The 25,297-nt window shown below is 67.5% G+C and carries 31 protein-coding genes; 29 read left to right on the top strand and 2 right to left on the bottom strand.

Translation table 11 applies throughout. The features are described from left to right. Positions 1-123 precede the first annotated feature (123 nt). From GO591_RS10800 to csrA, 21 genes are all read left to right on the top strand, one after another. The gene (locus tag GO591_RS10800; RefSeq protein WP_370455277.1) at positions 124-924 is read left to right on the top strand and encodes a sigma-70 family RNA polymerase sigma factor; all 801 of its coding nucleotides are present in this window, start codon (positions 124-126) and stop codon (positions 922-924) included. 109 nt (positions 925-1,033) lie between these two features. After that, a complete protein-coding gene (locus GO591_RS10795) occupies positions 1,034-1,906 on the top strand; it encodes a flagellin N-terminal helical domain-containing protein (RefSeq protein WP_157156829.1) in 873 nt (290 codons plus the stop codon). 127 nt (positions 1,907-2,033) lie between these two features. After that, complete coding sequence (gene fliD / locus GO591_RS10790; protein WP_157156828.1) at positions 2,034-3,338, top strand: flagellar filament capping protein FliD; 1,305 nt, start codon at positions 2,034-2,036, stop codon at positions 3,336-3,338. Next, positions 3,338-3,754 carry a flagellar export chaperone FliS gene (gene fliS / locus GO591_RS10785; RefSeq protein WP_157156827.1) on the top strand — a complete coding sequence of 139 codons (417 nt, stop codon included), beginning with the start codon at positions 3,338-3,340 and terminating at the stop codon, positions 3,752-3,754. The genes fliD and fliS overlap by 1 nt, the downstream gene beginning before the upstream one ends. Continuing rightward, the gene (locus tag GO591_RS10780) at positions 3,747-4,025 is read left to right on the top strand and encodes a hypothetical protein (RefSeq protein ID WP_157156826.1); all 279 of its coding nucleotides are present in this window, start codon (positions 3,747-3,749) and stop codon (positions 4,023-4,025) included. Before fliS ends, GO591_RS10780 begins: the two co-directional genes overlap by 8 nt. Before the next feature lie 122 nt (positions 4,026-4,147). Continuing rightward, positions 4,148-4,489, top strand: a complete 342-nt coding sequence (gene flgB, locus GO591_RS10775; RefSeq protein WP_157156825.1) for a flagellar basal body rod protein FlgB — start codon at positions 4,148-4,150, stop codon at positions 4,487-4,489. Then, on the top strand, positions 4,489-4,878 hold the full coding sequence (locus tag GO591_RS10770; protein WP_157156824.1) for a flagellar basal body rod protein FlgC: 390 nt from the start codon (positions 4,489-4,491) through the stop codon (positions 4,876-4,878). Before flgB ends, GO591_RS10770 begins: the two co-directional genes overlap by 1 nt. Continuing rightward, on the top strand, positions 4,878-5,180 hold the full coding sequence (gene fliE / locus GO591_RS10765; RefSeq protein WP_157156823.1) for a flagellar hook-basal body complex protein FliE: 303 nt from the start codon (positions 4,878-4,880) through the stop codon (positions 5,178-5,180). Before GO591_RS10770 ends, fliE begins: the two co-directional genes overlap by 1 nt. Next, complete coding sequence (fliF, locus tag GO591_RS10760) at positions 5,180-6,769, top strand: flagellar basal-body MS-ring/collar protein FliF (protein WP_157156822.1); 1,590 nt, start codon at positions 5,180-5,182, stop codon at positions 6,767-6,769. The genes fliE and fliF overlap by 1 nt, the downstream gene beginning before the upstream one ends. After that, positions 6,766-7,785 (top strand): flagellar motor switch protein FliG, encoded by a 1,020-nt coding sequence (gene fliG, locus GO591_RS10755; RefSeq protein WP_157156821.1) that lies wholly within the window; start codon positions 6,766-6,768, stop codon positions 7,783-7,785. The genes fliF and fliG overlap by 4 nt, the downstream gene beginning before the upstream one ends. Then, the gene (locus GO591_RS10750; RefSeq protein WP_157156820.1) at positions 7,775-8,383 is read left to right on the top strand and encodes a FliH/SctL family protein; all 609 of its coding nucleotides are present in this window, start codon (positions 7,775-7,777) and stop codon (positions 8,381-8,383) included. Before fliG ends, GO591_RS10750 begins: the two co-directional genes overlap by 11 nt. Continuing rightward, positions 8,380-9,678, top strand: coding sequence for a FliI/YscN family ATPase (locus GO591_RS10745; RefSeq protein ID WP_157156819.1), 1,299 nt, complete (start codon positions 8,380-8,382; stop codon positions 9,676-9,678). The genes GO591_RS10750 and GO591_RS10745 overlap by 4 nt, the downstream gene beginning before the upstream one ends. Further along, complete coding sequence (locus GO591_RS10740) at positions 9,678-10,103, top strand: flagellar export protein FliJ (protein ID WP_157156818.1); 426 nt, start codon at positions 9,678-9,680, stop codon at positions 10,101-10,103. The genes GO591_RS10745 and GO591_RS10740 overlap by 1 nt, the downstream gene beginning before the upstream one ends. After that, positions 10,100-10,810, top strand: coding sequence for a C40 family peptidase (locus GO591_RS10735; RefSeq protein WP_157156817.1), 711 nt, complete (start codon positions 10,100-10,102; stop codon positions 10,808-10,810). The genes GO591_RS10740 and GO591_RS10735 overlap by 4 nt, the downstream gene beginning before the upstream one ends. Then, positions 10,807-12,246, top strand: coding sequence for a flagellar hook-length control protein FliK (locus GO591_RS10730; RefSeq protein WP_157156816.1), 1,440 nt, complete (start codon positions 10,807-10,809; stop codon positions 12,244-12,246). Before GO591_RS10735 ends, GO591_RS10730 begins: the two co-directional genes overlap by 4 nt. A gap of 14 nt (positions 12,247-12,260) precedes the next feature. Continuing rightward, the gene (locus GO591_RS10725) at positions 12,261-12,686 is read left to right on the top strand and encodes a flagellar hook assembly protein FlgD (protein WP_157156815.1); all 426 of its coding nucleotides are present in this window, start codon (positions 12,261-12,263) and stop codon (positions 12,684-12,686) included. 31 nt (positions 12,687-12,717) lie between these two features. Further along, on the top strand, positions 12,718-13,911 hold the full coding sequence (locus tag GO591_RS10720; protein WP_157156814.1) for a flagellar hook protein FlgE: 1,194 nt from the start codon (positions 12,718-12,720) through the stop codon (positions 13,909-13,911). A gap of 186 nt (positions 13,912-14,097) precedes the next feature. Continuing rightward, positions 14,098-14,379 (top strand): flagellar FlbD family protein, encoded by a 282-nt coding sequence (locus GO591_RS10715; protein WP_157156813.1) that lies wholly within the window; start codon positions 14,098-14,100, stop codon positions 14,377-14,379. Beyond that, entirely contained in the window at positions 14,379-15,164 is a 786-nt protein-coding gene (locus tag GO591_RS10710; protein ID WP_157156812.1) for a motility protein A, read from the top strand. Before GO591_RS10715 ends, GO591_RS10710 begins: the two co-directional genes overlap by 1 nt. Then, a complete protein-coding gene (locus GO591_RS10705; protein ID WP_157156811.1) occupies positions 15,161-15,970 on the top strand; it encodes an OmpA/MotB family protein in 810 nt (269 codons plus the stop codon). The genes GO591_RS10710 and GO591_RS10705 overlap by 4 nt, the downstream gene beginning before the upstream one ends. Before the next feature lie 4 nt (positions 15,971-15,974). Continuing rightward, positions 15,975-16,256: a carbon storage regulator CsrA gene (csrA, locus tag GO591_RS10700; RefSeq protein ID WP_157156810.1), complete on the top strand. Its 282-nt coding sequence runs from the start codon at positions 15,975-15,977 to the stop codon at positions 16,254-16,256. A 100-nt stretch (positions 16,257-16,356) separates the two neighbouring features. On the opposite strand, the gene GO591_RS10695 is transcribed toward csrA, so the two are convergent. Beyond that, entirely contained in the window at positions 16,357-16,572 is a 216-nt protein-coding gene (locus GO591_RS10695; protein ID WP_157156809.1) for an SCO4848 family membrane protein, read from the bottom strand. Positions 16,573-16,773: 201 nt separating this feature from the next. On the opposite strand from GO591_RS10695, the gene GO591_RS10690 reads away from it, so the two are divergent. Both GO591_RS10690 and GO591_RS10685 read left to right on the top strand, forming a co-directional pair. Then, a complete protein-coding gene (locus tag GO591_RS10690; RefSeq protein WP_232466141.1) occupies positions 16,774-17,130 on the top strand; it encodes a hypothetical protein in 357 nt (118 codons plus the stop codon). Then, the gene (locus GO591_RS10685; RefSeq protein ID WP_157156807.1) at positions 17,123-17,428 is read left to right on the top strand and encodes a transcriptional regulator; all 306 of its coding nucleotides are present in this window, start codon (positions 17,123-17,125) and stop codon (positions 17,426-17,428) included. The genes GO591_RS10690 and GO591_RS10685 overlap by 8 nt, the downstream gene beginning before the upstream one ends. 61 nt (positions 17,429-17,489) lie before the next feature. On the opposite strand, the gene GO591_RS10680 is transcribed toward GO591_RS10685, so the two are convergent. Beyond that, the gene (locus GO591_RS10680) at positions 17,490-18,689 is read right to left on the bottom strand and encodes a winged helix-turn-helix domain-containing protein (RefSeq protein ID WP_157156806.1); all 1,200 of its coding nucleotides are present in this window, start codon (positions 18,687-18,689) and stop codon (positions 17,490-17,492) included. A gap of 220 nt (positions 18,690-18,909) precedes the next feature. Between GO591_RS10680 and GO591_RS10675 the strand changes: the two genes are divergently transcribed. The 6 genes from GO591_RS10675 to ilvA are packed head-to-tail and all read left to right on the top strand — an operon-like array spanning position 18,910 to position 25,115. Then, entirely contained in the window at positions 18,910-20,037 is a 1,128-nt protein-coding gene (locus GO591_RS10675; protein ID WP_157156805.1) for an ABC transporter substrate-binding protein, read from the top strand. After that, complete coding sequence (locus GO591_RS10670; protein ID WP_157156804.1) at positions 20,037-20,903, top strand: ABC transporter permease; 867 nt, start codon at positions 20,037-20,039, stop codon at positions 20,901-20,903. Before GO591_RS10675 ends, GO591_RS10670 begins: the two co-directional genes overlap by 1 nt. Further along, positions 20,900-21,706, top strand: a complete 807-nt coding sequence (locus GO591_RS10665) for an ABC transporter permease subunit (protein WP_157156803.1) — start codon at positions 20,900-20,902, stop codon at positions 21,704-21,706. The genes GO591_RS10670 and GO591_RS10665 overlap by 4 nt, the downstream gene beginning before the upstream one ends. Next, positions 21,703-22,734, top strand: a complete 1,032-nt coding sequence (locus GO591_RS10660; protein WP_157156802.1) for an ABC transporter ATP-binding protein — start codon at positions 21,703-21,705, stop codon at positions 22,732-22,734. Before GO591_RS10665 ends, GO591_RS10660 begins: the two co-directional genes overlap by 4 nt. A gap of 19 nt (positions 22,735-22,753) precedes the next feature. Next, positions 22,754-23,887, top strand: a complete 1,134-nt coding sequence (locus GO591_RS10655; RefSeq protein WP_157156801.1) for an AI-2E family transporter — start codon at positions 22,754-22,756, stop codon at positions 23,885-23,887. Further along, positions 23,880-25,115, top strand: coding sequence for a threonine ammonia-lyase (gene ilvA / locus GO591_RS10650; RefSeq protein WP_157156800.1), 1,236 nt, complete (start codon positions 23,880-23,882; stop codon positions 25,113-25,115). Before GO591_RS10655 ends, ilvA begins: the two co-directional genes overlap by 8 nt. Positions 25,116-25,297: the final 182 nt, after the last annotated feature.

Raw genomic sequence — 25,297 nt, 5'->3', positions numbered from 1 at the left:
CCACATCCCGCACCACAAACTGCTTACCCCGTAATTCAATGCCGCGAACCCGAAACGCGCACCACAGTCAAAGAACGTGTTCCGGGGGTCCAGCCAGTGAATCGTGTAGAACGTAATCAGCTCGTGGTCGAGAATCTTCCGCTCGTCGGATATCTCGTCAGCGAAGTGGCCCGTCGTGCCACTCACCTGAGTCGTGAGGACCTCGCTTCGGCCGGTTCCGTCGCGCTGATCACTGCCGCCGATTCCTACAAGGCCGAGCTCGGCATCCCGTTCGGGGCCTTTGCCCGCCGGCGCATCGTTGGTGCGTTCGCCGACGAGATGCGCTCCAGCGACTGGGCCAGCCGCTCTACCCGCCGTCGGATCAAGGAGACCCAGGCGGTACAGGACACGTTGTCCGCTGCCTTGGGCCGCGCCCCTTCGGTCGATGAGATCGCGGCAGCTCTCGGCGTTGATCGTGAGACGGCCGCCGCCGGACTGTCGGATGCTTCGCGCGTCGTGTCCACCCTCGATGAGGCGACCGCCGACATCCTCGCCGCCGATGCCCCGCTGCCCGAGGAAGGCATTCTCACCGCTGAGAGGTTCGCATTCCTGCGGGCGGCAGTGCACGCCCTGCCGGAGCGGATGCGGCTGATCGTCGAGGCGGTGTACTTCCACGACCGCTCGGTGAAGGAGATCGCCGACGAGCTCGGCATCACTCATTCGGCGGTGTCGCAGCAGCGTTCGGAGGCGATCCGGCTGCTGCACGACGGCCTGGTCACGCACTACGCGGATGACCCGGACGACAAGTCAGAGACCAAGTCGCGCATCGCGGCGTCGAGCCGCTCTGCCTACCTCGACCGCCTCGGTGCGAGTTCCGCGGCGATGCGATCCGCAGCATCGGGCCTCGCCCAGCTCGGCAGCGCGTCGCTCCGCGTTCCTGCCTGACAAAAAAATTTCACAGCTTTGCTAACGGTGGCCGCTCCGCTGCCGATAGCTCACAGTGTCAGCCCATGGATGGGCCGGCGTATCAGACCCAATCACGGAGGAATTCATCATGGGTATGCAGATCAACACCAACATTGCGGCGCTCAACGCTCACCGCAACCTGTCCAACACGCAGAACGACCTGTCGAAGTCGCTCGAGAAGCTGTCGAGCGGTCTGCGTATCAACCGTGCAGCGGATGACGCGGCCGGCCTGGCGATCTCCGAGGGCCTGCGTTCGCAGGTCAACGGCCTCACCGTTGCCGCTCGCAACGCCCAGGACGGCATCTCGGTCATCCAGACCGCGGAAGGCGCCCTGACCGAGGTCCACTCGATCCTGCAGCGCATGCGTGACCTCGCCGTCCAGGCCGGTAACGACTCGAACAACGTCGAGTCGCGCGCAGCGATCAAGACCGAGTCGGACGCGCTCGTCAGCGAGCTCACTCGTATCGGGAGCTCAACCAACTTCAACGGAATCAGCCTCCTGAGCGGTGACGTTGACAGCGTCACAGCGGGTGCCCAGACGTCGCTAACTTTCCACGTCGGAGCCGGGAGCGTTGCGGCCAACGACCAGATCAACGTCGACCTCACCAACGCGAACGTTTCCGCCGTCGCCGCAAAGCTCGCAGCTGGTGGACCGTCCGAACTGAAGTTCGACACGGCAGCGAACGCAGCCGCGTCCATCGCGTTCCTCGACGCCGAGATTACGGGAATCTCGACGGCCCGCGCCGGCCTTGGTGCGATTCAGAACCGCTTCGAGTCGACCATCAACAGCCTCAACGTGTCGCGCGAGAACCTCTCCGCTGCTGAGTCGCGCATCCGCGACACCGACATGGCTGGCGAAATGGTCAACTTCACCCGCGCGAACATCCTGTCGCAGGCCGGCACCGCGATGCTCGCTCAGGCGAACCAGTCCAACCAGGGTGTGCTGCAGCTCCTCGGCTAAGACCTAGCCAACTTGCTGTAGCGAACGGCGCCTGGTGGCGGCCGAACGGTGAACTGGACCTCGCCGCGCGGCTGCCACCGGGCGTTCGCAGCATTCACAGATAGTACGAATTCAAGGGGAGCAGAAAATGGCAATCGCACTGCCCGGACTGGCTAGTGGACTCGACTCCTCCGCACTCATCCGCTCCCTCATGCAGATCGAAGCGATCCCGCAGAACCTGATCAAAAACCGGATCAGCGAGACGCAAACTATGGTGTCTGCCCTGCAGGCGCTGAACACCCGCGTTGCCAGTCTCGGTGAGCTCGCGGAGAAGGCCGCGAAGCCGACCTCGCTCGATCTCTTCAGCGGGACCAGCAGCTCCGAGATGGTCACCGCGACCACCAAGAGCGGAGCCGCAGCAGGCTCCATCGACATCGCCGTCAAGCAGCTCGCTCAGCGACAGGTCACAGTGTCTGACCCGGTGAGCGCCTGGAATGAGTCGTCGTTTGTCATCACCAAAGGTGGCGTAGACACCACGATCACGGCGGCTTCGACCTCCCTCGACGACGTCGTCTCCGCCGTCAACTCCGCAGACATCGGAATCACCGCGACCAAGGTCGCTGCCGGCGGTGGACTCTTCCGCGTGCAGTTCAGCGCAAACGAAACGGGCGCGGCGAACACGTTCAGCATGTCGGGGACGACGACCACTAACCAAGCATCCGAGGCATTGGACGCCGAGGTCACCCTCTGGGCAAACACCCCTGCTGCGCAGGTCATCACCTCGAGCACAAACACCTTCGCGGACCTGCTTCCCGGCGTCGACGTCACCATCTCCGGCAAGCCGACCGCCGCGGTAACCCTGTCCGTCGCGCGCGACTCCGAAGCAACCACCAAGGTTGGCCAAGACCTGGTCGCGTCGATCAACTCCGTGCTGTCGCTCATCGCCGTCAACTCGTCCGTCTCAACGAGCGCCACAGGCGCAACCAAGGGCGGCGTTTTCACTGGAGACAGCACCGCCCGAGACGTGACCCGCAGCATCCTCTCGGCGGCCACGAGCCCAGTCGCCGGACGCTCGCCCTCTGAAATCGGCATCGTCATCACCAAGGACGGCAAGGTCGAGTTCAACGCCGAGAAGTTTGAGCAAGCGCTCAAGGATGACCCCGCCTTCGTTCAATCAACGCTGCAGGAGATCGCCTCCCGCCTGGACGCCGCCGCAACGAACCTCTCCGACAAGTACGACGGCCAGATCACCTCCCGGATCAAGGGCCAAGAGTCGATGATCAGCCGGATGAGCGATCAGGTTATGGAATGGGACCGCCGACTCTCGACCCGCCAGGCAACACTCGAGCGCACCTACTCCGCCCTCGAAGTACAGATGAGCGCGCTCAACTCGCAGTCCGCGTGGCTCAGTTCGCAGCTCGCCGCACTGCCCAAGCCGAACTCGAACAAGTAATGACCATGATCGTGAACGCCGCCCAAAAGCGCGCCCAGCTGAACCGCGAGGCCATCCTCTCAGCCAGCCCGGCCCGCCTGCTCACCATGCTCTACGACCGTCTGCTGGTCGACCTCGGCCGCGCCGAGGCTGCCCAGCTGAATGGGCAGTGGCCGGTGGCATCCGAGAACCTGCTGCACGCCCAGGCGATCATCGCCGAGCTGACCAGCTCGCTGAATGTCGACGCGTGGGACGGCGGACAGGGCCTGCGCGCGCTGTACGCCTACGTGTCCACCGCGCTCGTGAACGCCAACGTGAACCGCGACGTCGAGCGCACCCGCGAGAGCATCGCGCTGCTCGAGCCGCTGCGCCAGGCCTGGCACGAGGCCTCCGAAGCCCAGCCTGCTCGGGTCACCGGAAACGTCAACTTTGCCTGAGACCCGGCCTGACACCTGGTCCGACGCGCTGGATGAACTCGAGCGTGAGCTGCGGCATCCGGATGCCTCGGACTGGACACCGCCTGAGGACCTCGGCCCCATCCCGCCCGAACTCGAGGCCCGCGCCCGCGGGCTCCTCGACGCCCAGCGCGACGCGATCGCACTGATGACCGAGCAACGCGAGCAGATCGGCCGGCACTTGAACGCGGTCAAATCGGTGCCGTCGGCACACGATTCCGAACGATCTGTCTACCTCGACGTCACCGGCTGAGGAAATTCGAATAATCCCTAACGAATCGTTTGGGGTGGCCGACAGTCGCAGGTAGAGAGCAGGGATCGCTCACCGCACAGGCCAGGGATCGGCCATCCGCCACGACAACAGGGGAACAGTCGTTGCTTGATTCCGTGACGTCCGCCGCCATGACCAGCGCGCTCGACGGCCTCGCGCTGCGCCAGCGCATGATCGCCAACAACATCGCCAACGTCAACACGCCCGGCTACACCGCCCAGCGCGTGCAATTCGAAGACGCCATCGCCCGCTCGGTGGCCGCCGGCAACGGCGCCGCGAACGCCACCGTCGAGCGCTCGCTTGAGCCGACCCGGCTGGATGGCAACAACGTCAACCTCGACACCGAGACCCTGTCCAATGTCGACACCGTGCTGCGCTACCAGTTCGCCGCGCGCGCCGTCGAGGGCACCTTCACCGGACTACGCACAGCGATGAGGACGAACTGATGACTTTCGACGCGATCGGCATCGCCGGCACCGCCCTGACCGTGCACCGCAAGTGGCTGGACGCGGTCTCCGACAACCTCGCCAACGTCAATACCGCCACCTCGACCGACGGCGCCGCGTTCCAAGCCCGCTACATCGTCGCCCAGGAAGGCGAGGGAGGCGGCGTCTATGTCTCCGGCGCCGCATTCGGCGACGCCGAAGGCCGGATGGTGCACGAGCCGGAACACCCGCTCGCCGACGAGAACGGCTACGTGCGGTACCCCGACATCGATATGGCCTCCCAGATGGGGCAACTGATCATGGCGCAGCGCGGCTACCAGGCCAACGCGGCCGTGGTCGACCGGGCTCGTGAGACTTACCAGGCAGCACTGCAGATCGGAAAGAACTGATGGCTTTCTCCATTCCCTCCGTCGCGGGTGTCACCGCAACCGGTTACCTGCCTGCCGCGCAGCCGGTTCGTGAGACCGACGGTGCGGGTTTCGGTAGTGCCCTCACCGGCGCCATCGACAACGCGCAGTCGTTGCAGGCCACCTCGAACGAGCTCGCCATCCAGGCGGTGACCGGGGACCTCTCCGACATCCACAACGCCACCCTCGCCTCCACCCGCGCCCAGGTCACCCTGGAACTGGTCGCCGCGGTGCGGAACAAGGGTGTTGACGCGTTCAACGAGATCATGAGGATGCAGGCGTAATGCCCCAGCAAGTCACGTCGTTCTTCGCCCGGCTCGGGCAGAGCATCCGCCAGTTCACCGTCGCCCAGCGCACCATCGCGCTCATTGGCCTGGCGGTGCTGGTGCTCGGCATCGCCGCGCTCACCACGTGGCTTGCGAAGCCGGCGTACACGCCGCTGTTCTCGGGTCTGAACGGGTCGGACGCCAACACCATCGTCGAGCAGCTGCGCGCCGACGGGGTGTCGTACGAGCTCACCAACGGTGGCGGCACCATTCTCGTTCCCGAGGAAAGCGTCTACGACCAGCGCCTGAAGGCTGCCGCGGCTGGACTGCCGTCCTCGTCCAACGGCGGATACTCGCTGCTGGATGAAATGGGTGTGACCGCCTCCGAGTTCCAGCAGTCGGTGACCTACAAGCGCGCCCTCGAGGGTGAGCTGGCCGCGACCATCTCGGCGCTGGATGGCGTGAAGACCTCGTCGGTGCGGTTGGCGATCCCCGAAGAGACGGTGTTCGTCTCCGAGAAGACCGCACCCACCGCCTCGGTGTTTGTCCAGACACAGAACGGCGTCACCCTGTCCAGCGACCAGGTCCAGGCCATCGTGCACCTCACCTCCGCCTCGATCGACGGGATGACTCCGGAGAACGTCGCGGTCATCGACGCGGCCGGTACTGTGCTTTCCGCGGTCGGAGTCGGCGCCGTCGGCGGTGCCGACAAGCAGGCCACCGACTACGAGCAGCGCGTGCGCGGCGCCGTCCAGGCGATGCTCGACCAGGTCGTCGGCCCCGGCAACGCCACCGTCGTGGTCGCCGCCGATGTCAGCACCGAGTCGGCTGAGCGCATCGAGGAGTCCTTCACCACCCCCGAGAACGGCCCGGCGCTGAACGAGTCGAGCACGGTGGAGTCGTACGAGGGCAGCGGTGGCACTGCCGCTGGCGTGCTCGGACCGGACAACATCGCCGTGCCTAACGGCGGAAACGGTCAGGGCACCTTCAACTCCGAGACCTCCACCCGCAACAACGCGGTGAACAAGATCACCGAATCCCGGGTCATCCCGGCGGGCGCGATCAACCGGCAGTCGGTGTCCGTGGCGCTCAACGAAGCTGTCGCCGGGGATGTCAGCGTCCGGAATGTCAGCGACCTGGTCGCGGCGGCGGCGGGCATCGACGCGGCCCGCGGCGACGAGGTCACCGTCGAGGTGGTGCCGTTCAACACGGCCGGTGCCGAGGCTGCCGCCGAAGCGCTCAAGGCTGCCGAAGAGGCGGCCACCATGGAGCAGATCATGTCGATCGTGCGCACCGCGATCATCGCGCTGGCGATCATCCTGCCGATCGTGCTCGCGCTGATCCTCTACGCGCGCCGCAACCGCAACCAGCAGCGTGAGGCGATCGAACTGGGCGAACTGCACCAGACCCACTCGGCCCTGGATGCCATGACCCTGCCGATCGAGCTCGAAGCACCCGCCGAGACGGCCGTGCTCGAACCACTGCCGACACCGGCACCGACCGACATCGACCGCAAGCGCGCCGAGATCGGATCGCTCGCCGAGCGTGACCCGGCCCGCACCGCCGAAGTCCTGCGCGGGCTGATGGACGACAGGCAGCGGGCATGACCGACACGATCACCGAACTGACCGGCACCCAGAAGGTCGCCGTGGTGCTCATGAACATGAGCAACGAGCGCGCCGCCCAGGTGATGAAGCAGTTCAGCGAGACCGAGGCCGAGGAGATTGCCGCCGAGATCATCCGGTTGCGCCGCGTCGACTCAGCGCTCGCCGAGAAGGCCGTCTCCGAGTTCTACGACCTCACGCTGAGCGGTGCGCGTGCGGCGCGCGGCGGACGGGATGTCGCGGTCGGCCTGCTCGAGGCATCCTTCGGCGCCGAACGCGCCGCCGGCCTGATGGACCGCGTCGCCTCCTCGATGGCGGGCAAGGCATTCGAATTCCTCGACACCGCCGAGCCGGGCCAGGTGCAGACCCTGCTCGATGGCGAACTGCCGCAGACCGTCGCCCTGGTGCTGGCCCATTTGCGCCCCGACCAGGCGTCCAGCGTGCTCACCGGCCTGGTCGACCCGGTTCGCACCGACGTCGCCCAGTGCATCGCCACCATGGGCAGCGCCACACCCGAAGCGGTCGGCGTCGTCGCCGAAACACTGAAGATCCGCGCCGGCGCCGTCGTCGGCTCCCACGAACCCACCGAGGTGGTGGGCGGCGTGCAGCCACTGGTCGAGATCATCAACCGTGCGGATGTCGCCACGGAGAAGGCGCTGCTCGACGGACTCGAGGAACGCGACCCCGACCTGGCCGAAGAAGTGCGCTCGCGCATGCTCACCTTCGCCGACATCGTCAAGCTCGAGGCTCGCGACGTGCAGCAGGTGCTGCGCGGCATCGACCCGGTCGTGCTGGCGACGGCGATGAAGGGTTCCAGCGAGACCGTCATCGATACCATCCGCACCAACCTCTCCGAGCGCAACCGGACCGTGCTCGACGACGAGACGCAGAACCTGGGACCGGTGCGGATGTCTCAAGTGGAGGAAGCCCGTTCCGAGATCGTGCGCGCCATCCGCGACCTGGAAGCGCAGGGCAGCATCACCGTGCAGCGCGGCGACGAGGACGAGTATGTCTACTGAGGTCTTCTCGAAGCTCACCTTCCCGGCGCTGGCCGACCCGCAGAGCGAGCGCATCGAACTGCAGGCGCGCTCCCGCGGCCACGCCGCCGGGTACGCCGACGGCCTGCGCGCCGCGGAGGCAGAGGTGGCCGCGCTCAAGGACCGTCTGGCCACCGAGAACCTGCTGGAGCAGCAGCGCGCCCGAGAACAACGGGATCGCGCCGAGATGATGCTCGCCCGCGCCGCCGGCGCGCTGGATGCCGCGACGGTGCCGGTGATCGCCGACGTGCAGCGGACCCTCGCCGAAGCCGCCATCGAACTGGCCGAAGCCATCCTCGGCTATGAACTGGAGCACGGCGAGCGCACCGCGCGCGCAGCGCTGGACCGCGCCCTCAGCCCGGTCGATGTCGCCACGGCACACCGGGTGCGGATGCATCCGACCGACCTTGCCCGCCTGGACGCCGGCACCGGTGATCGAGCCGGCATCGAACTCGTCGCCGATCCCGCGATCGAAGCCGGCGGGGCCATCACCGAATTCGCCGACGGCTACCTGGACGCCCGGATCAGCACCGCCCTGGCGCGCGCGAAGGCCGCCCTGCTCGCGGAGGTGGCCGAGTGAGACTAGCCACCGCACTCAGCGCCGCCCGGCCCGAACGGGTCGGCACCGTGACCTCGGTCGTCGGGCTCGGCGTCGAACTCGCCGGCCTGGACTGCGCCATCGGCGACCTCGTCACCATCGGCGACGGCCCCGGTGTCGACGCCGAGGTCGTTGCCACCACTCGCGAGGGGGTGCGCTGCATGCCATTCGGCCGCCTCAACGGGGTGAACGCCGGAGCGCCGGCACGGTCAAAGGGCACCCCGGTGCTGGTACCGACCGGGCCCGCGCTGTTCGGCCGGGTGCTCGACGGTCTCGGCCGGCCGATCGACGGCAAGGGCCCGCTCCGCGCCACCAGCATGGTGTCGCTCGACAACGAGACCCCCTCGGCCATGCAGCGGGCGCGGATCGACACCCCGCTACACCTCGGCGTGCGGGTTCTCGACTCGCTCACCACCGTGGGCCGTGGCCAGCGCATGGGCCTGTTCGCCGGCTCGGGCGTGGGCAAGTCGTCGCTGCTGTCGATGATCGCCCGCGGCACCGAGGCCGAGGTATCCGTGATCGCCCTCGTCGGCGAACGCGGCCGCGAGGTGCGGGAATTCCTTGAGGACGATCTGGGCGAAGAAGGCCTCGCCCGCTCGATCGTCGTGGTCTCCACCTCGGATGAGCCCGCCCTGATGCGGTTGCGGGCGGCGTTCGTCGCCACCCGGATCGCGGAGGCGTTCCGCGAGCAGGGCACGCACGTGATGCTGATGATGGACTCGCTGACCCGCGTGGCGATGGCGCAGCGCGAGATCGGCCTGTCGGTGGGGGAGCCGCCGGCAACCCGTGGCTACCCGCCGTCGACATTCTCGCTGCTCGCCGGACTGCTCGAACGGGCAGGAACCGGTGAAATCGGCTCGGTGACCGGCATGTACACGGTGCTCGTCGACGGCGACGACCACAACGAGCCGATCGCGGATGCCGCGCGCTCGATCCTCGACGGACACGTCGTGCTCGACCGCAAGCTGGCGGTCACCGGGCACTTCCCGTCGGTCGACGCCCTCGGCTCGGTCTCCCGGGTCGCCTCTCGCGTGAACCCGCCGGAACGCACCCAGCTCGCCGGGTACCTGCGCAAGGTGCTTGCCGCACGCCGGGGCGCGCAGGACCTGATCGATGTCGGCGCCTACCAGCAGGGGTCGAACCCGCTCGTGGACGCCGCGCTGGAGCACGACGCCGCGATCAGCGCGTTCCTCACCCAACGGATGGACGACCAGACCCCCGCTGACGAGACCTGGGAGCGGTTGACCCGTCTCGTCCAGGCACTAGGAGGACGCTGATGGCACGACTGTTCCCGCTGGCCGGACTGCTCCGGCTGCGCCACCTGCAGGAAGAGCAGGCGGCGTCAACCCTCGCGGCCGCGAACTCCCGTCTCGGCGAGAGCAGCGTGCAGGCGGCTCGGGCGCGCACCGCGCTCGGCGGCACCCCGACCGAGGCCACCTCAACGCAGACGCTGTACGCGCTGGCCGCCACCCGCGCGTCCACCCGCAGCATGCTCGCTGACCTCGAAGCACTGCGCACCGAGCAGCAGGCCGAAGCCCAGCGGGCCGAGCAGGCCTTCGCCGAGGCGCGCGCGCAGTCGATCGGGCTCGAGAAACTGCACGGTCGGCACACCGCAGCCGCGGCCGCCGAGGAACTGCACACCGAACAGTCCGTGATCGACGAGCTTGCCTCCGTCGCCTGGCACCGGGAGCACGCACGATGAGCATGACCGAGGCCATCGGCCGCGTGCAGCAGATCCAGGCCACCATCGCCGAGCTGTCACCGAAGCCCACCGGAGCCCTCGCCTTCGCTGACGCGCTCGCCGCCGCCGGGCCGGCCTCGCGGACGACAGCGACCGGAGCGGCGCTGCCCGGAGCCGGGGCGCTCACCGGCGACGCCATCGTGGCCGCCGCCAAGCAGTATCTCGGCGTGCCGTATGTCTTCGGCGGCGAGGACGCCACCGGCATGGACTGCTCCGGGCTCGTGCAGCGCGCGCTCGCCGACCTCGGCGTCGATGTGCCCAGGCTCGTCTCCGGCCAGTCCACCCTCGGCACTGAGGTGCCGTCGCTCGCCGAGGCGAAGCCTGGCGACCTGATCATCACTCGCGGCGGCGAGCACATCGCGATCTACCTCGGCGACGACAAGATCATCCACGCGCCGCGCCCCGGCAAGGACGTGCGCATCGTCGATGTCTACTTCGACGACTCCGACATCGTCACGATCCGCCGGGTGGCTCCGGATGCCCCGGCTCCGGTCGTCGGATCCACCGCGTTGTCCGGGCTGAGCGGATTCCCTGGTTTGTCTGGCTTGAGTGGGTTGTCCGGCCTCGGAGCCTCGGGCCTGACCGGAACCGGCTCGCCCTCGATCACCGACCTGATCGCTTCAGCCCAGTCGGCTCAGGCCGCCCTACTCGCGGGACAGACCCGATGAGCGCCCCGATCAGCACGCTGCCGGCTCCGGTCGCAGCACCGGCCCGCGGCGGGAAGCCCGGTACGTCCGACGGTGGCGCCGCGTTCGGATCGGTACTGGAAGGAACTGTTGCCAGCCAACGGTCCGACAAGAAGCCGTCTGCGAGGGACCAGGGTCCGACGGAAGCATCCGCGTCGGCGACCGATCGCTCCGAGTCAGCCGCGCACGGACGCCCCGGAGCCGAGCAAGGTGCGCCGGTCGGGTTGCCCGTGGCAACCGGTCTGGGTGCAGCGCTCCCAGCGGTCGACGGGGCCGACGCGACCGACGCCACCGACGCCACCGATCTGGCGATGGCCCTCTTGGCCGACGGAATCGCCGCCGAGACGTCGCAAACCGGTGTTTTCGATGCCGCATTGGCCGATTTTGCGACGGCTCGCGGGACCGATGTGCCCAGCGGCGCGGCGGGGGAGACGGGAGTCGCGGCGCAAGACGACGCCGCCGACGCACTTCTGCTCGCGGGAGACCAAGCCGCCGCAGGCGGCGAGATTGCTGACCTCGCAGCCGCGGCGACTCGTTCCGAAGCAGTCGCGCCGACGACTTCAACCCTTGCCGCAGCCGCAGGGCCGACCGCCCCCACGACACCGACCACCCTCGCCGACGCTCACACCGCTGAGGTGCCCAATTCGGTGGGTGTCGGCGCCGAAACACCCACAGATCTGGGCACGGCGCAGAGCGGCGCTGTCCGCCAGGGGCTCGCACCAGCTGGTGCGACCGCGGCGAACCCCCTCGAAGGGTCGCAAACGACTTTGTCGGACGATCAATCGCAGCAGTTCGCGACCCTCCGCACCGACGGCTTGGCGGCAGGAGCTGCCCGCGGTGCCGGCGCCGCCAACGCGGATGCGGGCCAGACGCAAGCCCCAGCCGTGTCGCCCGCAGCGGCGTCGGCGGTCGCTCCGGCGCAGGCTCCGGCATCCGTCGCGCCGACCCAGCCGGTGACGCCACCCATCCCAACCACGGCACCCGCGCCGACGCAGGCACCTACCTATGCCACGCAGGTGGCCGGACCGGTGTTCAGCCTTGCCAGCGCCGGCAAGGGCGAACACGTGATGACGGTCACCGTCACCCCCGAGAACCTCGGCCCGGTCACCGTGCGCGCGGTCGTCGGCGCGGAGTCCGTGCGCGTCGAACTGTTCGCGCCGACCGATGCCGGCCGCGACGCCCTGCGCGCGATCATGCCCGACCTGCGCCGCGACCTGGCCGCGACCGGGATGTCCGCGAGCCTCGACCTGTCGAGCGACAACGCCCCGGCGGAGCGCGGCGAGGATGCGCCGGGCCGTGAACGTGCCGCGGGCAACCAGCCATCCGCGACATCCGACGGCCGAACTGCCGAGCCCGTCCCGTCCCACCATGCCCCTGTCGTGTTCGGCGGGACGCCCACCATCGACGTGATGGCCTGAGAGAAGGAGAACCGATGCCAGTAGACGCGATCACCGCCACCGGCGGCGGCATTCACACCAGCGCGCCCACCCGCGCGCCCAAACAGGTCATGGACAACGAAGTGTTCATGTCGCTGCTGGTGACCCAGCTGCGCAACCAGGACCCGTCCTCGCCCATGGACACCAACCAGATGATCGCGCAGACCACCCAGCTCGCGATGATGGAGCAGCTCACCAAGCTCTCCACCGTGAACGACGAGAACTTCTCGCTGCAGATGCGCTCGGCCGCGGCCGCGCTGATCGGCCAGGAGGTCAGCTACACCGGCGCGGACGGCAAGACCGTCACCGGCATCGCCACCGCGGTCTCGTTCGCTGGTCCGGTCCCGCAGGTCACCGTCGGAGGAACGGATGTCGCACTCGACGCCATCTCCGGCGTGACCACCCCCTCCACAGCTTCCTAGTTTTCAGACACCTCAACCGAAAGGCTTCGCCATGCTGCGTTCGCTCTACTCCGGGATCTCCGGACTCCGCTCCCACCAGACCATGCTCGACGTGACCGGCAACAACATCGCCAACGTCAACACCACCGGCTTCAAGGGCTCGTCGACCCAGTTCCAGGACACCCTGTCGCAGATGACCCAGGGCGCCGGCGCCCCGCAGGCCCAGGTCGGTGGCACCAACCCCGCCCAGATCGGCCTCGGCGTGCAGGTCGCAGGCATCACCACCAACTTCGCGCAGGGATCCGCCCAGGCCACCGGGCGTTCGACCGACATGATGATCTCCGGCGACGGATTCTTCGTCACCAGCCTCGGCGGGGAGACGCTGTACACGCGTGCCGGGTCGTTCGACTTCGACTCGCAGGGCCGGCTGGTCTCGCCCGATGGCGCCATCGTTCAGGGCTGGAATGCGACCGGTGGCGTTGTCAACACCGGCGGTGCGGTTGGTCCCATCACCCTGCCGCTTGAGGCGATTGCGCCGGCGAGCGCGACGACCCAGGCTGTCGTGGGCGGCAATCTGCCCGACGACGCCACCCCGGGTACTTCTCTGACCCGCGACATCGAAGTCTTCGACGCCACTGGCGCTTCCAGCACCTTCACCCTCCTGTTCGAACGAACCGCAGCAGGGTGGGACGTGCGCGACCCGGCGGTGCCGGCTCCGGCTGCACCCTTCGGTTCGCTGACCTTCGTCGACGGTGTACTCACAACGAATACGGTCCCCGCCACGCTGACCTCCGGCGGAGTCACCGTCAACAACGTCGACCTCTCCGCGCTGTCCGGCTTCGCCGGCATGACCACCGTGTCCTTCACGAGCCAGGACGGCCGCACCGCGGGCTCGCTCGAGTCGTTCACGCTCTCCAAGGACGGCACCATCATCGGGTCGTTCAGCAACGGGGCATCCGAAGCCGTCGGCCGGATCGCGCTGGCGACCTTCGTCAACCCGGTCGGTCTCGAGAAGGCCGGCTCCTCGGCCTACCGGGCGACCTTCAACTCGGGCGCCGCGCAGATCGGTACTCCGGGTTCGGCCGGCATGGGATCGCTGCTCACCGGCGCCCTCGAGATGTCGAACGTCGACCTGTCGCAGGAGTTCACCAACCTGATCGTTGCCCAGCGTGGCTTCCAGGCGAACGCCCGCATCATCACCACCTCCGACGAGGTGCTGCAGGAGCTGACCAACCTGAAGCGCTAACCCTTCCGGCACCAGAGCCCGACTCCCTGCGCCGCTAGCCGGCGCGGGGAGTCGTCTGTTTAGTGGCAGCGGGCCCCCGCTCGGCTGCGCCGCGCCGCATCCGCCCCTAACGAAATCGGCGCCGCAACCGATAGTGCCTACCGACAGCCCACGGAAGGGCTGACTTAACAGACCAGGGATGGGCCCATGATCGTTGTCACACGACTGAACGACAGTCAGTTCGCAGTCAATTGCGACCTGATCGAGCGCATCCACGCGAATCCAGACACCACCCTCGTCATGGTCGACGGGGCGAAGTACATCGTCACCGAGTCTCTCGAAGAGGTCATCAACCGGATCATCACCTACCGGGCCCGGGTCCTCGCCACCGCGCGTGACCTGCCCGCGGTCGGTGAAGAGCCAGTGCACCTCGGACTTGTGTCCGCCTTCGACCCTGAACACACGCACGCGCACCCGAGGAAGAACTGATGGATCCCGCAACCCTAATCGGCATCGTCGTGGCGTTCGGCGCCGTGGTGACGATGATCCTGCTCGAAGGCGCGAGCATCACCTCGATCCTGTTGCCCGCGCCGATGATCCTCGTGTTCGGCGCGACCATCGCCGTCGGCATCGCCAGCGGCACCATCCGCGACGCCGTCCTGGCCGTCAAGGCGATCCCGCGCGCGTTCCGCGGCAAGGTCCCGGCGATGCAGGAGACCATCGACCAAATCGTGGAACTGGCCGAGGTGGCGCGCCGCGAGGGCCTGCTCGCCCTGGAGCAGAAGGCAGACGAGGCCGACGATCCATTCGTCCAGCGCGCCCTGCAGAACATCGCCGATGGCACCGACAGTGACGAGCTGCGCATCCTGCTCGAAGACGAGATCGATACGAAGGCCAAGGCCGATCGCACGGCCTCGAAGTTCTTCATGACGATGGGCGGTTACGCACCCACGATCGGCATCATCGGAACCGTCGTCTCGCTCACTCATGTGCTCGAGAACCTGTCGAAGCCCGACGAGCTGGGGCACATGATCGCCGCCGCCTTCGTCGCCACCCTCTGGGGCCTGATCTCGGCGAACTTCATGTGGTTGCCGGTCGGCACCCGACTGAAGCGCATCAGCGAACTCGAACTTGAGCGGATGACCGTCGTGATGGAAGGCATGCTTGCGGTGCAAGCGGGCAGCCAGCCTCGACTGCTGGGCGAACGCCTGCGCGCGATGGTGCCGGCGCACGCGCTGCCCAAGGCGCCCAAGGAAGAAGCCGAGGCGGCATGAGCGCCCGGCGCCGCCGCTCGCTAGCCCACGAGGACGAGGGGCACGACGGCCCCGACGAGCGGTGGATGGCCTCCTACATGGACATGGTCACCGTGATCATGTGTCTGTTCATCGTGCTGTTCGCGATGTCCACGGTCGACCAGAAGAAGTTCGAGCAGCTGCGCGACTCGCTCGCCACCGGGTTCGGTGTGGAATCGAGCGACACAATCGATACCGCCGAGGGCATCATCGTGGAACCGGCACGGGTGGGAGAGGAGGGCGCGCTCACCGACCTGCAACTCGCCCGCCTCGAGGTGAACAACCTCCACGCGCTGCAGGAGCAACTGACCAATGCGCTGACCGCGCAGGGACTGCAGCACGCCGTGGCGTTCGAGCTGACCGACCGCGGGCTGACCGTGCGTCTGGTCGGTTCCGAGACCTACTTCGAGTCGAACCGTGCCGAGCTGATCGGCATCGCCCCACAAGTGCTCAACGCGATCGCGCCGACCCTCGCCGCCACCACGTACGAGCTCTCGGTTGAGGGTCACGCTGACCACCGGGCATCCGGATTCCCCTACCCAACCAACTGGGAGCTGTCTTCGGCGCGCTCCACCTCGGTGCTCCGGCACCTGGTGGAAAGCGGCGGCATCGCCGGAAACCGGATCGCCTCAGTCGGCTTCGGTGACTCGCGTCCGGAAGCGGCGGGTGCCTCGCCGGAAGAGCTGGCGCTCAACCGGCGCGTCGACATCATGGTCCTGTCCGCCCAGCCGGAGACGGTGCGCGAGCTGTTCGCGACCGTCCAGGCCGAGATCAGTGCGGTAGGTTAGGCGGATGCTCGTCCTCACACGTAAGTCCGGTGAGCAGATCTTGATCGGCGACGACATCGTGATCACGGTGCTCGACTCCCGTGGCGACGGAGTGCGCATCGGCATCGACGCCCCGCGCGGCATCAAGATTCAGCGCGGCGAAATCGTCAAGGCCGTCGGCGAGGCAAATGTCGAGGCGACCAAGACGGACGAGGATGCCGAGGCACGACTGCGGGCGCTGCTCGGTACCGCCGCCCCGTCAGTCCCGCCGGTCGAGCCGCAAGTCGAGTCCGCGCCCGTCGAGTAGCCCCCGCGCTGATGGCCGGGGTTTCTGCCGATGGCGCATGCTGAAACCGTGGCCATCGACGGAAAGCTCAGCCACCCGTCGAGCTCAGGGTGCCTCAGGCCTAAGCGACCAGGGCCCAGATGCCCAGCACGGCCGAGCCGACGGCGATCACGAGCGCCATCCCGATCAGCACCGCGTGCACGCGATAAAACGCCGTGCGCTTGCCGTTCGCATCGCGAGCGCGCGGGTCCGCGGCGATCCGTTTCAGGAACCGCGGCCAGACCACCACGTTGAAGACGGCGTTCACGAGCAGGGCAATGGCGAGGACGACGAGCATCCGGCCAACATTACTTCAGCTGTGGAACGGGGTCTCGCTGTGTAGGAAGTCACTTGCCGACTCGGAAAATCATCAATTATGCTTTCCGTTATGGAAAGTCAAGCTGAAGCCCCGACGTCCGACGAAGCCATAGATGTCCTGAATACGCTGTCCACCGACAGAGGACGCCTGGCCGCGAGCGTCCACGTTCCGCGAGCACTGATGGCTGCTTTGGGAGGCGTGGGTGCCTGGTGGGTATCCACTGCGGCAGCCACCAACCCGGGTGAGAACTACGAAGCACGATCCTCGGGCTGGCTCGCCCTGGTCAGCGCACTAGTGATCGTCTACCTGATCCAGCGTGAGACCGGCATTCGCTTCCGGGCGATGGGCGCTCGTGCAGGCTGGGCCATGACCGGAATTGTCGCTGCCTGCCTCCTGCTCTTCAGCGTCTCTCTCGGTCTTGTGTCGTTCGGCTTGCACTGGGCCGTCGCACTAACGAGCCTGGCCGCGTTCGCGGCGACGACATGGCTGGCCGGCGTCGCTTATCGCTCAGCAGTGGAGAGCTTGCGCCATGAGTGATGCGCGGTTCGATGAGACCATCCACGCACCGGTGCGGCTACGTATCTGCGGACTCCTTCGCCCGGTCGCTCAACTTGACTTCGCCGTGCTGCGAGACGCACTGAATGTGTCGGACGCCACGCTCTCCAAACATCTCAAGACTCTCGCCGCAACCGGCTACGTCTCCTCCAGCAAAGCCGCGTCCGCTGGCCGTGGCGACGCACGCCGAATCACCTGGCTGTCACTCACCCCGACGGGACGATCTGCCTTCGACGCGCACGTGCGTGCACTACAGCAGATCGCCGGGACACCCGCCTGACGTGCGACCGTTTCCGGAGTTTTCTGCTTACCCGCGTCACTGACCGGCGAGTAGTTGGTTTTCAACCAACGGCGGAGCGGGATCCCAAGGCACCCGCCAACGCCGGCGCGAGATCACCGCGATCCACGATCTCGATCCCGTCCAGTCCCTGCCAGGTGCGTGCTGCTTCCAGTAGCGGCACGATCCGTTCTTCGATGCCCACCGGTGCGTGCGCCTCTCGCCACGCCGATTGAACCCGCAGCACCGACGCCTGCCGGTCACTCTTCAGATCAACCCGGCCGACGAGCTTGTCGTCGACCAGCACCGGCAGCGAGTAGTAGCCGAACACCCGCTTCGGCGCGGGCGTGTAAATCTCGATCCGGTAGTGGAAGTCGAACATTCGGAGCGCCCGGTCGCGGTACCAAACCACCGGATCGAAGGGTGACAGCAAAGCGGATGCCTCCACCCGCCGCGGCACGCGGGCGTCGCGGTGCAGGTAAGCCGGATGCTTCCACCCGTCGACCGTGACCGGTCGCAGTATGCCCTCATCGAGCAGGTCCCGGATGGCCGCCGCGGTGTCGTCACGGCGCATCCGGTAATAGTCCGCGAGATCCGCGGCGGTGGCGATCCCGAGCGCACGACCAGCCTTCGCGATCAGCTGACGCTGTGCGTCCGGCTCGGACACGTCGCGATCCAGCACCTCGGCGGGCAGTACCTGCTCGGGCAGGGCATAGGTGCGCTCGAACGTCTTGCGGCCCGCGGTGACAAGCTCGCCGCGGACGAACATCGCGTCCAGGGTGTCCTTCACCGGAGAGCGGTCCCACCACGGTCCGGTGCGCCGGTGCGCGTCGTGCTCGATCGCGCTGGCCCGCATCGGGCCCTTGGCGGCGAGTTCTGCGCGCAGCCACTCGACGAGCGACTGATGCTTCTCGTACCAGTGCCGTTCGCGCTCGTTGAGGTAACGCCGCATCCGCCAGCGCATCAGCGGCCAGTCCGCGACGGGAATGAGCGCCGCCTGGTGCGCCCAGTACTCGACGTAGCGGCCCTTGCGGCTGAAGGTCAGCCGGTCGAGCAGGGCTTTGTCGTAGCCACCCAGCCGGGCGAACACCGGCAGGTAGTGGCTGCGCTCGAAGACGTTCACCGAATCCAGCTGCAGCAGTCCGAGCCGCTCGATCAGCAGGTTCAACTGGCGGGTGCCCACGGTCACCCGCGGCGCGACGCCGAAACCCTGAGCGGCGAGGGCAATGCGGCGCGCCTGCGCGCCAGAGACGGAGTCCAACATCGACACGACAGTATCGCGAGCCACCGACAACCCCTCTCCGCTGATCGTGCTAGCGAGATCTCGGCAGGCTCGATCAGCGCGAGCGAGTTGTTCACCGCGGGTTCAGCCGGGGGACGCCGCAGGGCCACCGCCCGTGCGTACCGTCACCGATGGCTGTCACCGGTGACCCTCTGCCCGGATCACAGCCCGGGCGGCCTGTGCAGCCCATTGGAGGTACCCCTTGTTCACTAAGCGCGCCATCCTCGGCGTGGCCGCCGCCACCGCGGTAGCCGTCACGCTCTCCGCCTGCTCTGCCGGTTCCAGCGACGCCGCATCCGGCGACGTCGACGCCGCCACCGCGACCAGCGTCGCCGACTTCGGCGGTTTCGACGGCCTCGTCAAGGCCGCTGAGGCCGAAGGCGAACTGAACGTCATCGCCCTGCCCGAGAACTGGGCCAACTACGGCAAGCTCATCTCGCTGTTCGAAGAGAAGTACGACATCACCGTCAACTCCTCGAACCCCGACGTCTCCAGCGCCGAGGAGATCCAGGCCGCTGAGAACCTCAAGGGCCAGGACACCGCTCCGGATGTCTTCGACCTCGGTTCCGCGGTCACCCTCGACTCCCTCGAGTACTTCGCGCCGTACAAGGTCGAGACCTGGGACGACATCCCGGCCGACTACAAGGAAGAGTCCGGCCTCTGGGTCTACGACTACACCGGCCTGATGTCGATCGGTTACGACGCCGACGCGGTTCCCGCGCCGGAGAGCCTCGAGGACCTGCTCGGCGCCGACTACAAGGGCAAGGTTGCCATCAACGGCGACCCGACCCAGGCAGGTGCTGCCGCGGCCGCGGTCAACCTGGTCGCGCTGCAGAACGGCGGCTCCGCCGACGACATCCAGCCCGGCATCGACTTCTTCGAGCAGCTGAACGACGCCGGCAACTTCCTGCCGGTCGACCCGGCGCCGGCCACGATCGCGTCGGGTGAGACCCCCGTCGTCTTCGACTGGAGCTACAACAACCTCGCCGAGAAGAAGGCGAACGAAGGCCAGCGCAACTGGCAGGTCACCGTTCTCCCGGGCGTCGCTGTGGGCAGCTACTACAACCAGGCCATCAACGTGGACGCCCCGAACCCGGCAGCGGCGCGCCTGTGGCAGGAGTTCATCTTCAGCGACGAGGCGCAGAACCTGTACCTCGAGGCTGGCGCCTACCCCGTGCGCCTGGCCGCCATGGTTGAGGCCGGCACGGTCGACCAGGATGCGCTCGACGCGGTCGGTGAGGCCCCCGCGGACCTCGTGCAGTTCACCGCCGAGCAGACCGAGGCGGCTTCGGCTCTGCTCGCCGAGAAGTGGGCAGCGGCTATCCAGTAATGAGTGCATCCCGCACGAAGCGATCGGGGTGGGCCCTTCTTGGGCTCGCCCCGTTCGCGGTTTATGTCCTGCTGTTCCTCGCCGTGCCGACGGTCCTGGCGATCGCCACCGGGTTCTTCGACGGCGACGGCGAGTTCACCTGGGCGAACCTGGCCGCCCTCGGCGACCCGGTCGTCCTGGACACCTTCGCTGCCTCGTTCACGGTGTCGCTCGTGACCGCGATCGCCGGCTCGGTGATCGGCGCACTGGTCTGCTTCGCGCTGCTCGGCAGCCGCTCCGACGGCAGACTGCGCAGCCTGGTCGATGCGGTGAGCGGCGTGCTCGCCCAGTTCGGCGGTGTGATGCTCGCCTTCGCGTTCATCGCCACGATCGGCATTCAAGGCCTGATCACCCAGTGGCTGCTCACCGCCTTCGGCATCGACATCTTCGCCGACGGAGTCTGGCTGTATCAGGTGCCCGGTCTCCTGCTTCCCTACCTCTACTTCCAGGTGCCGCTCATGGTGATCACGTTCATGCCGGCGATGGAGGGGCTGAAGACCCAGTGGGCGGAAGCGGCCGCGACCCTGGGCGCCGCCCGCCGTCACTACTGGACTCGAATCGCCTTCCCGATCCTCGCCCCGTCATTCCTCGGCAGCCTGCTGCTGCTGTTCGCGAACTCGTTCTCGTCGTACGCCACGGCGGCCGCGCTGATCAGTCAGGGCTCGCAGATCGTGCCGCTGCAGATCCGTGCCGCCCTGGTCAGCGAGACCGTGCTGGGCAGGGAGAACCTCGCAGGAGCGCTGGCGCTCGGGATGCTGTTGGTCATGGTCGTCCTGATGGCCGGGTACGCCCTGCTGCAGAACCGCACGAGACGGTGGCAGCGATGAACCCGCTCGGCACCGCCCCCTCGCGCCTGGTCCAGGGCGTCATCCTGACCATCATCGGCGTGATCTTCGCCATCCCGATCGTGGCGATGGTGGAGTTCACCCTGCGCGCCGGCCTTGAGGGCGGCTACAACCTCGACCACTGGACTGCGATCTTCGATCCGGAGAGGGAGCGCGTCTACCGCGGCCTGTTCGAAGGCGTCACCAACTCGCTCGTGCTGGCGGTGGTGACGGTGGCCATCGTGCTGGTGCTGCTGGTGCCGACCATGGTGCTCGTCCGGCTGCGCTTCCCGCGCCTGGAACGCGCACTCGAGCTGATCTGCCTGGTGCCGATCACGGTGCCGGCGATCGTGCTCGTGGTCGGCCTCGCCCCGGTCTACGGGGTGGTCGTCGACGTGTTCGGCAGCGACTCCTGGACCCTCGCCTTCGCGTACGGCATCACCGTGCTGCCGTTCGCCCACCGGGCGCTGCAGTCCAACCTGGACTCGGTCGACGTCGGCACCCTGGCCGAAGCCGGCCGGGCGCTCGGCGCCAGCTGGGCAAACGTGCTGGTTGGCGTCATCCTGCCCAACCTGCGCCGCGGGCTGCTCGCTGCCTCGCTGATCTCGGTCGCCGTGGTGCTCGGCGAGTACACGATCGCGTCGCTGCTGAACCGGCAGAATCTGCAGACCGCGATCGTGCAGGTGTCGAAGTCCGACGCCTTTGTGGCCGTGATCTTCGCCCTGCTCGCGCTCATCTTCTGTTTCATCCTGCTGCTGATCATCGGCCGCGCGAGTTCCGCGCGGCGAGGACGGAGAACCTCATGACCATCGGAACCCGTGTCGAGCTGCGCGGCGTCGTCAAGGACTACGCCGGTCAGCGCGCGCTCGACGGCATCGACCTGGCTATCGAGCCGGGGGAGTTCATTGCGCTGCTCGGTCCGTCCGGCTGCGGGAAGACCACCGCTCTGCGCAGTCTCGCCGGCCTCGAGGAGATCAGCGACGGGCAGATCCTGCTGGACGACGTCGACGTGCACAAGCTCCCCACCAACAAGCGGGACATCGGCATGGTGTTCCAGCAGTACTCGCTGTTCCCTCATCTGACCGTCGAGGAGAACGTCGAGTTCGGCCTGCGGATGCGCAAGGTGCAGGCGGCCGAGCGTCGCCGTCGCGCTCAAGAGTCGCTGGAACTGGTCGGCCTCGGCCACCTCGCGGTGCGATACGCGCACCAGCTCAGCGGCGGCCAACAGCAACGAGTCGCCCTCGCCCGGGCGCTGGTCACCCGGCCCAAGGTGCTGCTGCTCGACGAGCCGCTGAGCGCGCTGGACGCCAAGGTGCGCGTGCAGTTGCGCGATGAGATCAAACGCATTCAGTCCGAGCTGCAGATCACCACCGTGTTCGTCACCCACGACCAGGAGGAGGCGCTCGCCGTCGCGGACCGGATCGCCGTGATGAACGCGGGTTGCATCGACCAGATCGGCACGCCGGAGCAGCTCTACTCGACACCGGCGACGCCGTTCGTCGCAGAATTCATCGGACTGAGCAACCGGATGCCGGCCGCCGTCGTCGGCGGAAGCGTGCAGTTGCACGGCGCGCACGTCGCCGTGCACGGGGCAGCCCCGGCGGACGGCCCGGTGCTGGCGCTGGTGCGTCCGGAGCAGTTGCGGTTCGCCGCGGACGGCATCCCCGGCACAGTGCTCGCCTCGAGTTTCCTCGGCTCGATGCGCCGCACCGCGGTCAGGCTGGGCGACGACACGGTCGTGCAGGTGCAGCACGAGGCATCCGATGTTCCGCAGCCAGGGGCGCCGGTCAGCCTGCAGATCGCCGCCGCATCGGTGAGCGTGTCTCCGGTCTGAGCGTCACTAGACTTGTGCAATGGCATGGGGCAAGCGCACCGACACGAGGTCAACCGCGGACCGGGTGCAGGATTCAATGCCCGTCGGCATTCAGATCGCCGGTGGCTGGTCGTGGCGACTGCTGGCAATCGCTGGCGTCGTGGGCGTGTTCATCTGGCTGATCATCCAGCTGCGCTACCTGGTCATTCCGCTCATGATCGCCGTGCTCCTGTCGGCTCTGCTGGTGCCGTTCAGCAACTGGCTGCAGCGGCATCGCTGGCCGAAGTGGCTCGCGGTGACGGTCGCCGAGGTTGGGATCATCGCAGTGGTCACCGGCCTCGTCTGGCTGGTGATCAACCAGATCGCCCGGGGCGTGCCCGCCTTGCAGGAGAAAGCCCTCGAACGGTTCGAGGACCTGAAGGACTGGCTGCTGACCTCGCCCCTGGAGCTGTCAGAGGCAGACATCAACACCTACATCGCCGACGCGTGGGAAAACCTCCAGCGTGACGGCCAGTTCTTCCTCTCCGGCGCAGCCTCGATCGGCGCCACCGCCGGTCATTTCGTGACTGGTCTGCTGCTGACGCTCTTCGCGACCCTGTTCATCCTCATCGATGGCCGAGGTATCTGGAACTGGACCGTGCGGCTGTTCCCCCGGCGGGCCCGGCCCGCGGTGCAGGGCGGCGGCGAGGCCGGATGGATCACCCTCACCAACTTCGTCAAGGTGCAGATCTTCGTCGCCTTCGTCGATGCGGTCGGCATCGGGCTCGGCGCGGTGATCCTGCAACTGCCGCTCGCCATCCCGATCGCGGTCGCGGTCTTCCTTGGCTCGTTCGTGCCGATCATCGGTGCCGTGGTCACTGGTGCGATTGCCGTGCTGGTTGCACTCATCACCTACGACATCTGGATCGCGCTGATCATGTTGGGAATCGTGCTGCTCGTGCAGCAGATCGAGGGCCACGTGCTGCAACCGCTGGTGATGGGCACCGCCGTCAAGGTGCACCCGCTCGCGGTGGTGCTCGCGGTGGCCGGTGGCAGCATGATTGCCGGCATCCCCGGCGCCCTGTTCGCGGTTCCGGTCGTTGCGACCCTCAACTCCATGGTCAAGTACATTGCCTCCGGGCACTGGCGAACCACCCCCCACCCGACCCTGAAGGATGTAACCAGGGATGCTTGACGCCCCCGTTCCCGGACCGACCCTCACCGATTTCGAGAGCGCGCGTTCGACTGTCTCCCGCGCCGCCGTCGTTACCCCGATGGAGGGGTCCAGGTATCTCACCGAGGTGCTCGGCGCGCAGGTGTTCCTCAAGTGCGAGAACCTGCAGCGCACCGGTTCGTACAAGATCCGTGGCGCCTACAACCGGCTCGCCCGCCTGACCGATGAGGAGAAGGCCCGCGGTGTCGTGGCCGCCTCGGCCGGAAACCATGCGCAGGGTGTGGCACTGGCCGCACGCGAGCTGGGCGTCAAGGCCACCATTTTCATGCCGATCGGCGTTGCCTTGCCGAAGCTGCAGGCGACCCGCGGCTACGGAGCCGACGTGGTGCTGCGCGGGCACACCGTTGACGAGCCGCTGCGCGCCGCCGCCGAGTTCGCTGCGGCAACCGGTGCGGTGCTGATCCCGCCGTTCGACCACGTCGATGTCGTCACCGGCCAGGGAACGCTTGGCCTCGAGATTCTCGACCAGGTTCCGGATGTCGCCACCGTCGTGGTCCCGATCGGCGGAGGCGGCCTCATCTCGGGCGTCGCCAGCGCGATCAAGCAACGCGCCGCGCAGCTCGGCCGCGACATCCGCATCATCGGAGTGCAGGCCGCGAACGCCGCCGCCTACCCGCCCTCGCTGGCCGAGGGACACCCGGTCGAGGTGACCATGCAGCCCACGATCTCCGACGGCATCGCAGTGTCGAAGCCGGGGGAGTTGAACTTCGAGATCATCCGCCACGTCGTAGACGACATCGTCACGGTGGACGAGGATGTCACCGCCAAGGCACTGCTGGTGCTGATCGAACGGGCCAAGCTGGTCGTGGAACCGGCCGGCGCGGTGTCGGTCGCGGCGATCCTGGCCGGCAAGGTGCAGTCGGATGGCCCCACGGTGGCGATCCTCTCCGGCGGCAACATCGACCCGCTGGTGATGGAACGCGTCGTCAGTCATGGGCTGGCGGCATCCGAGCGGTACCTGAAGCTGCGGATTCCGCTGCCGGACCGTCCGGGACAGCTCGCCCGCACCGCCGAGATCATCGCCGAGCAGAACGCGAACGTGGTTGAGGTGCTGCACACCCGGCACGGCAGCGGCCTGCAGATCAGCGATGTGCAACTTGAGATGCATATCGAGACTCGTGGCCCCGAGCACGCCGAACGCGTGCTTGCCGCCCTGCGGGAAGCCGGCTACCACCCCGAGGTCGTGTAGCCGCTGGCACCACCCTTCCGCTGGTTGAGCAGCGACGGAGCGGAGCGACGCCGCGTATCGAAACCCCTCGCAGTCGAGCGCTGGTCCAGCGGTGCGATTCTCCTCCATTTCGGTGAATCACGGGGCGAACACTTTGTCGCGCATCCGGAATGACGGATGTTTCTGCCGATCAACGCGAAATG

Origin of the sequence: Diaminobutyricimonas sp. LJ205 (assembly GCF_009755725.1) — a bacterium.
GTDB lineage: Bacteria > Actinomycetota > Actinomycetes > Actinomycetales > Microbacteriaceae > Ruicaihuangia.
The sequence above is the reverse complement of the archived record's forward strand: the minus strand, read 5'-3'. Positions and strand labels throughout refer to the sequence as shown.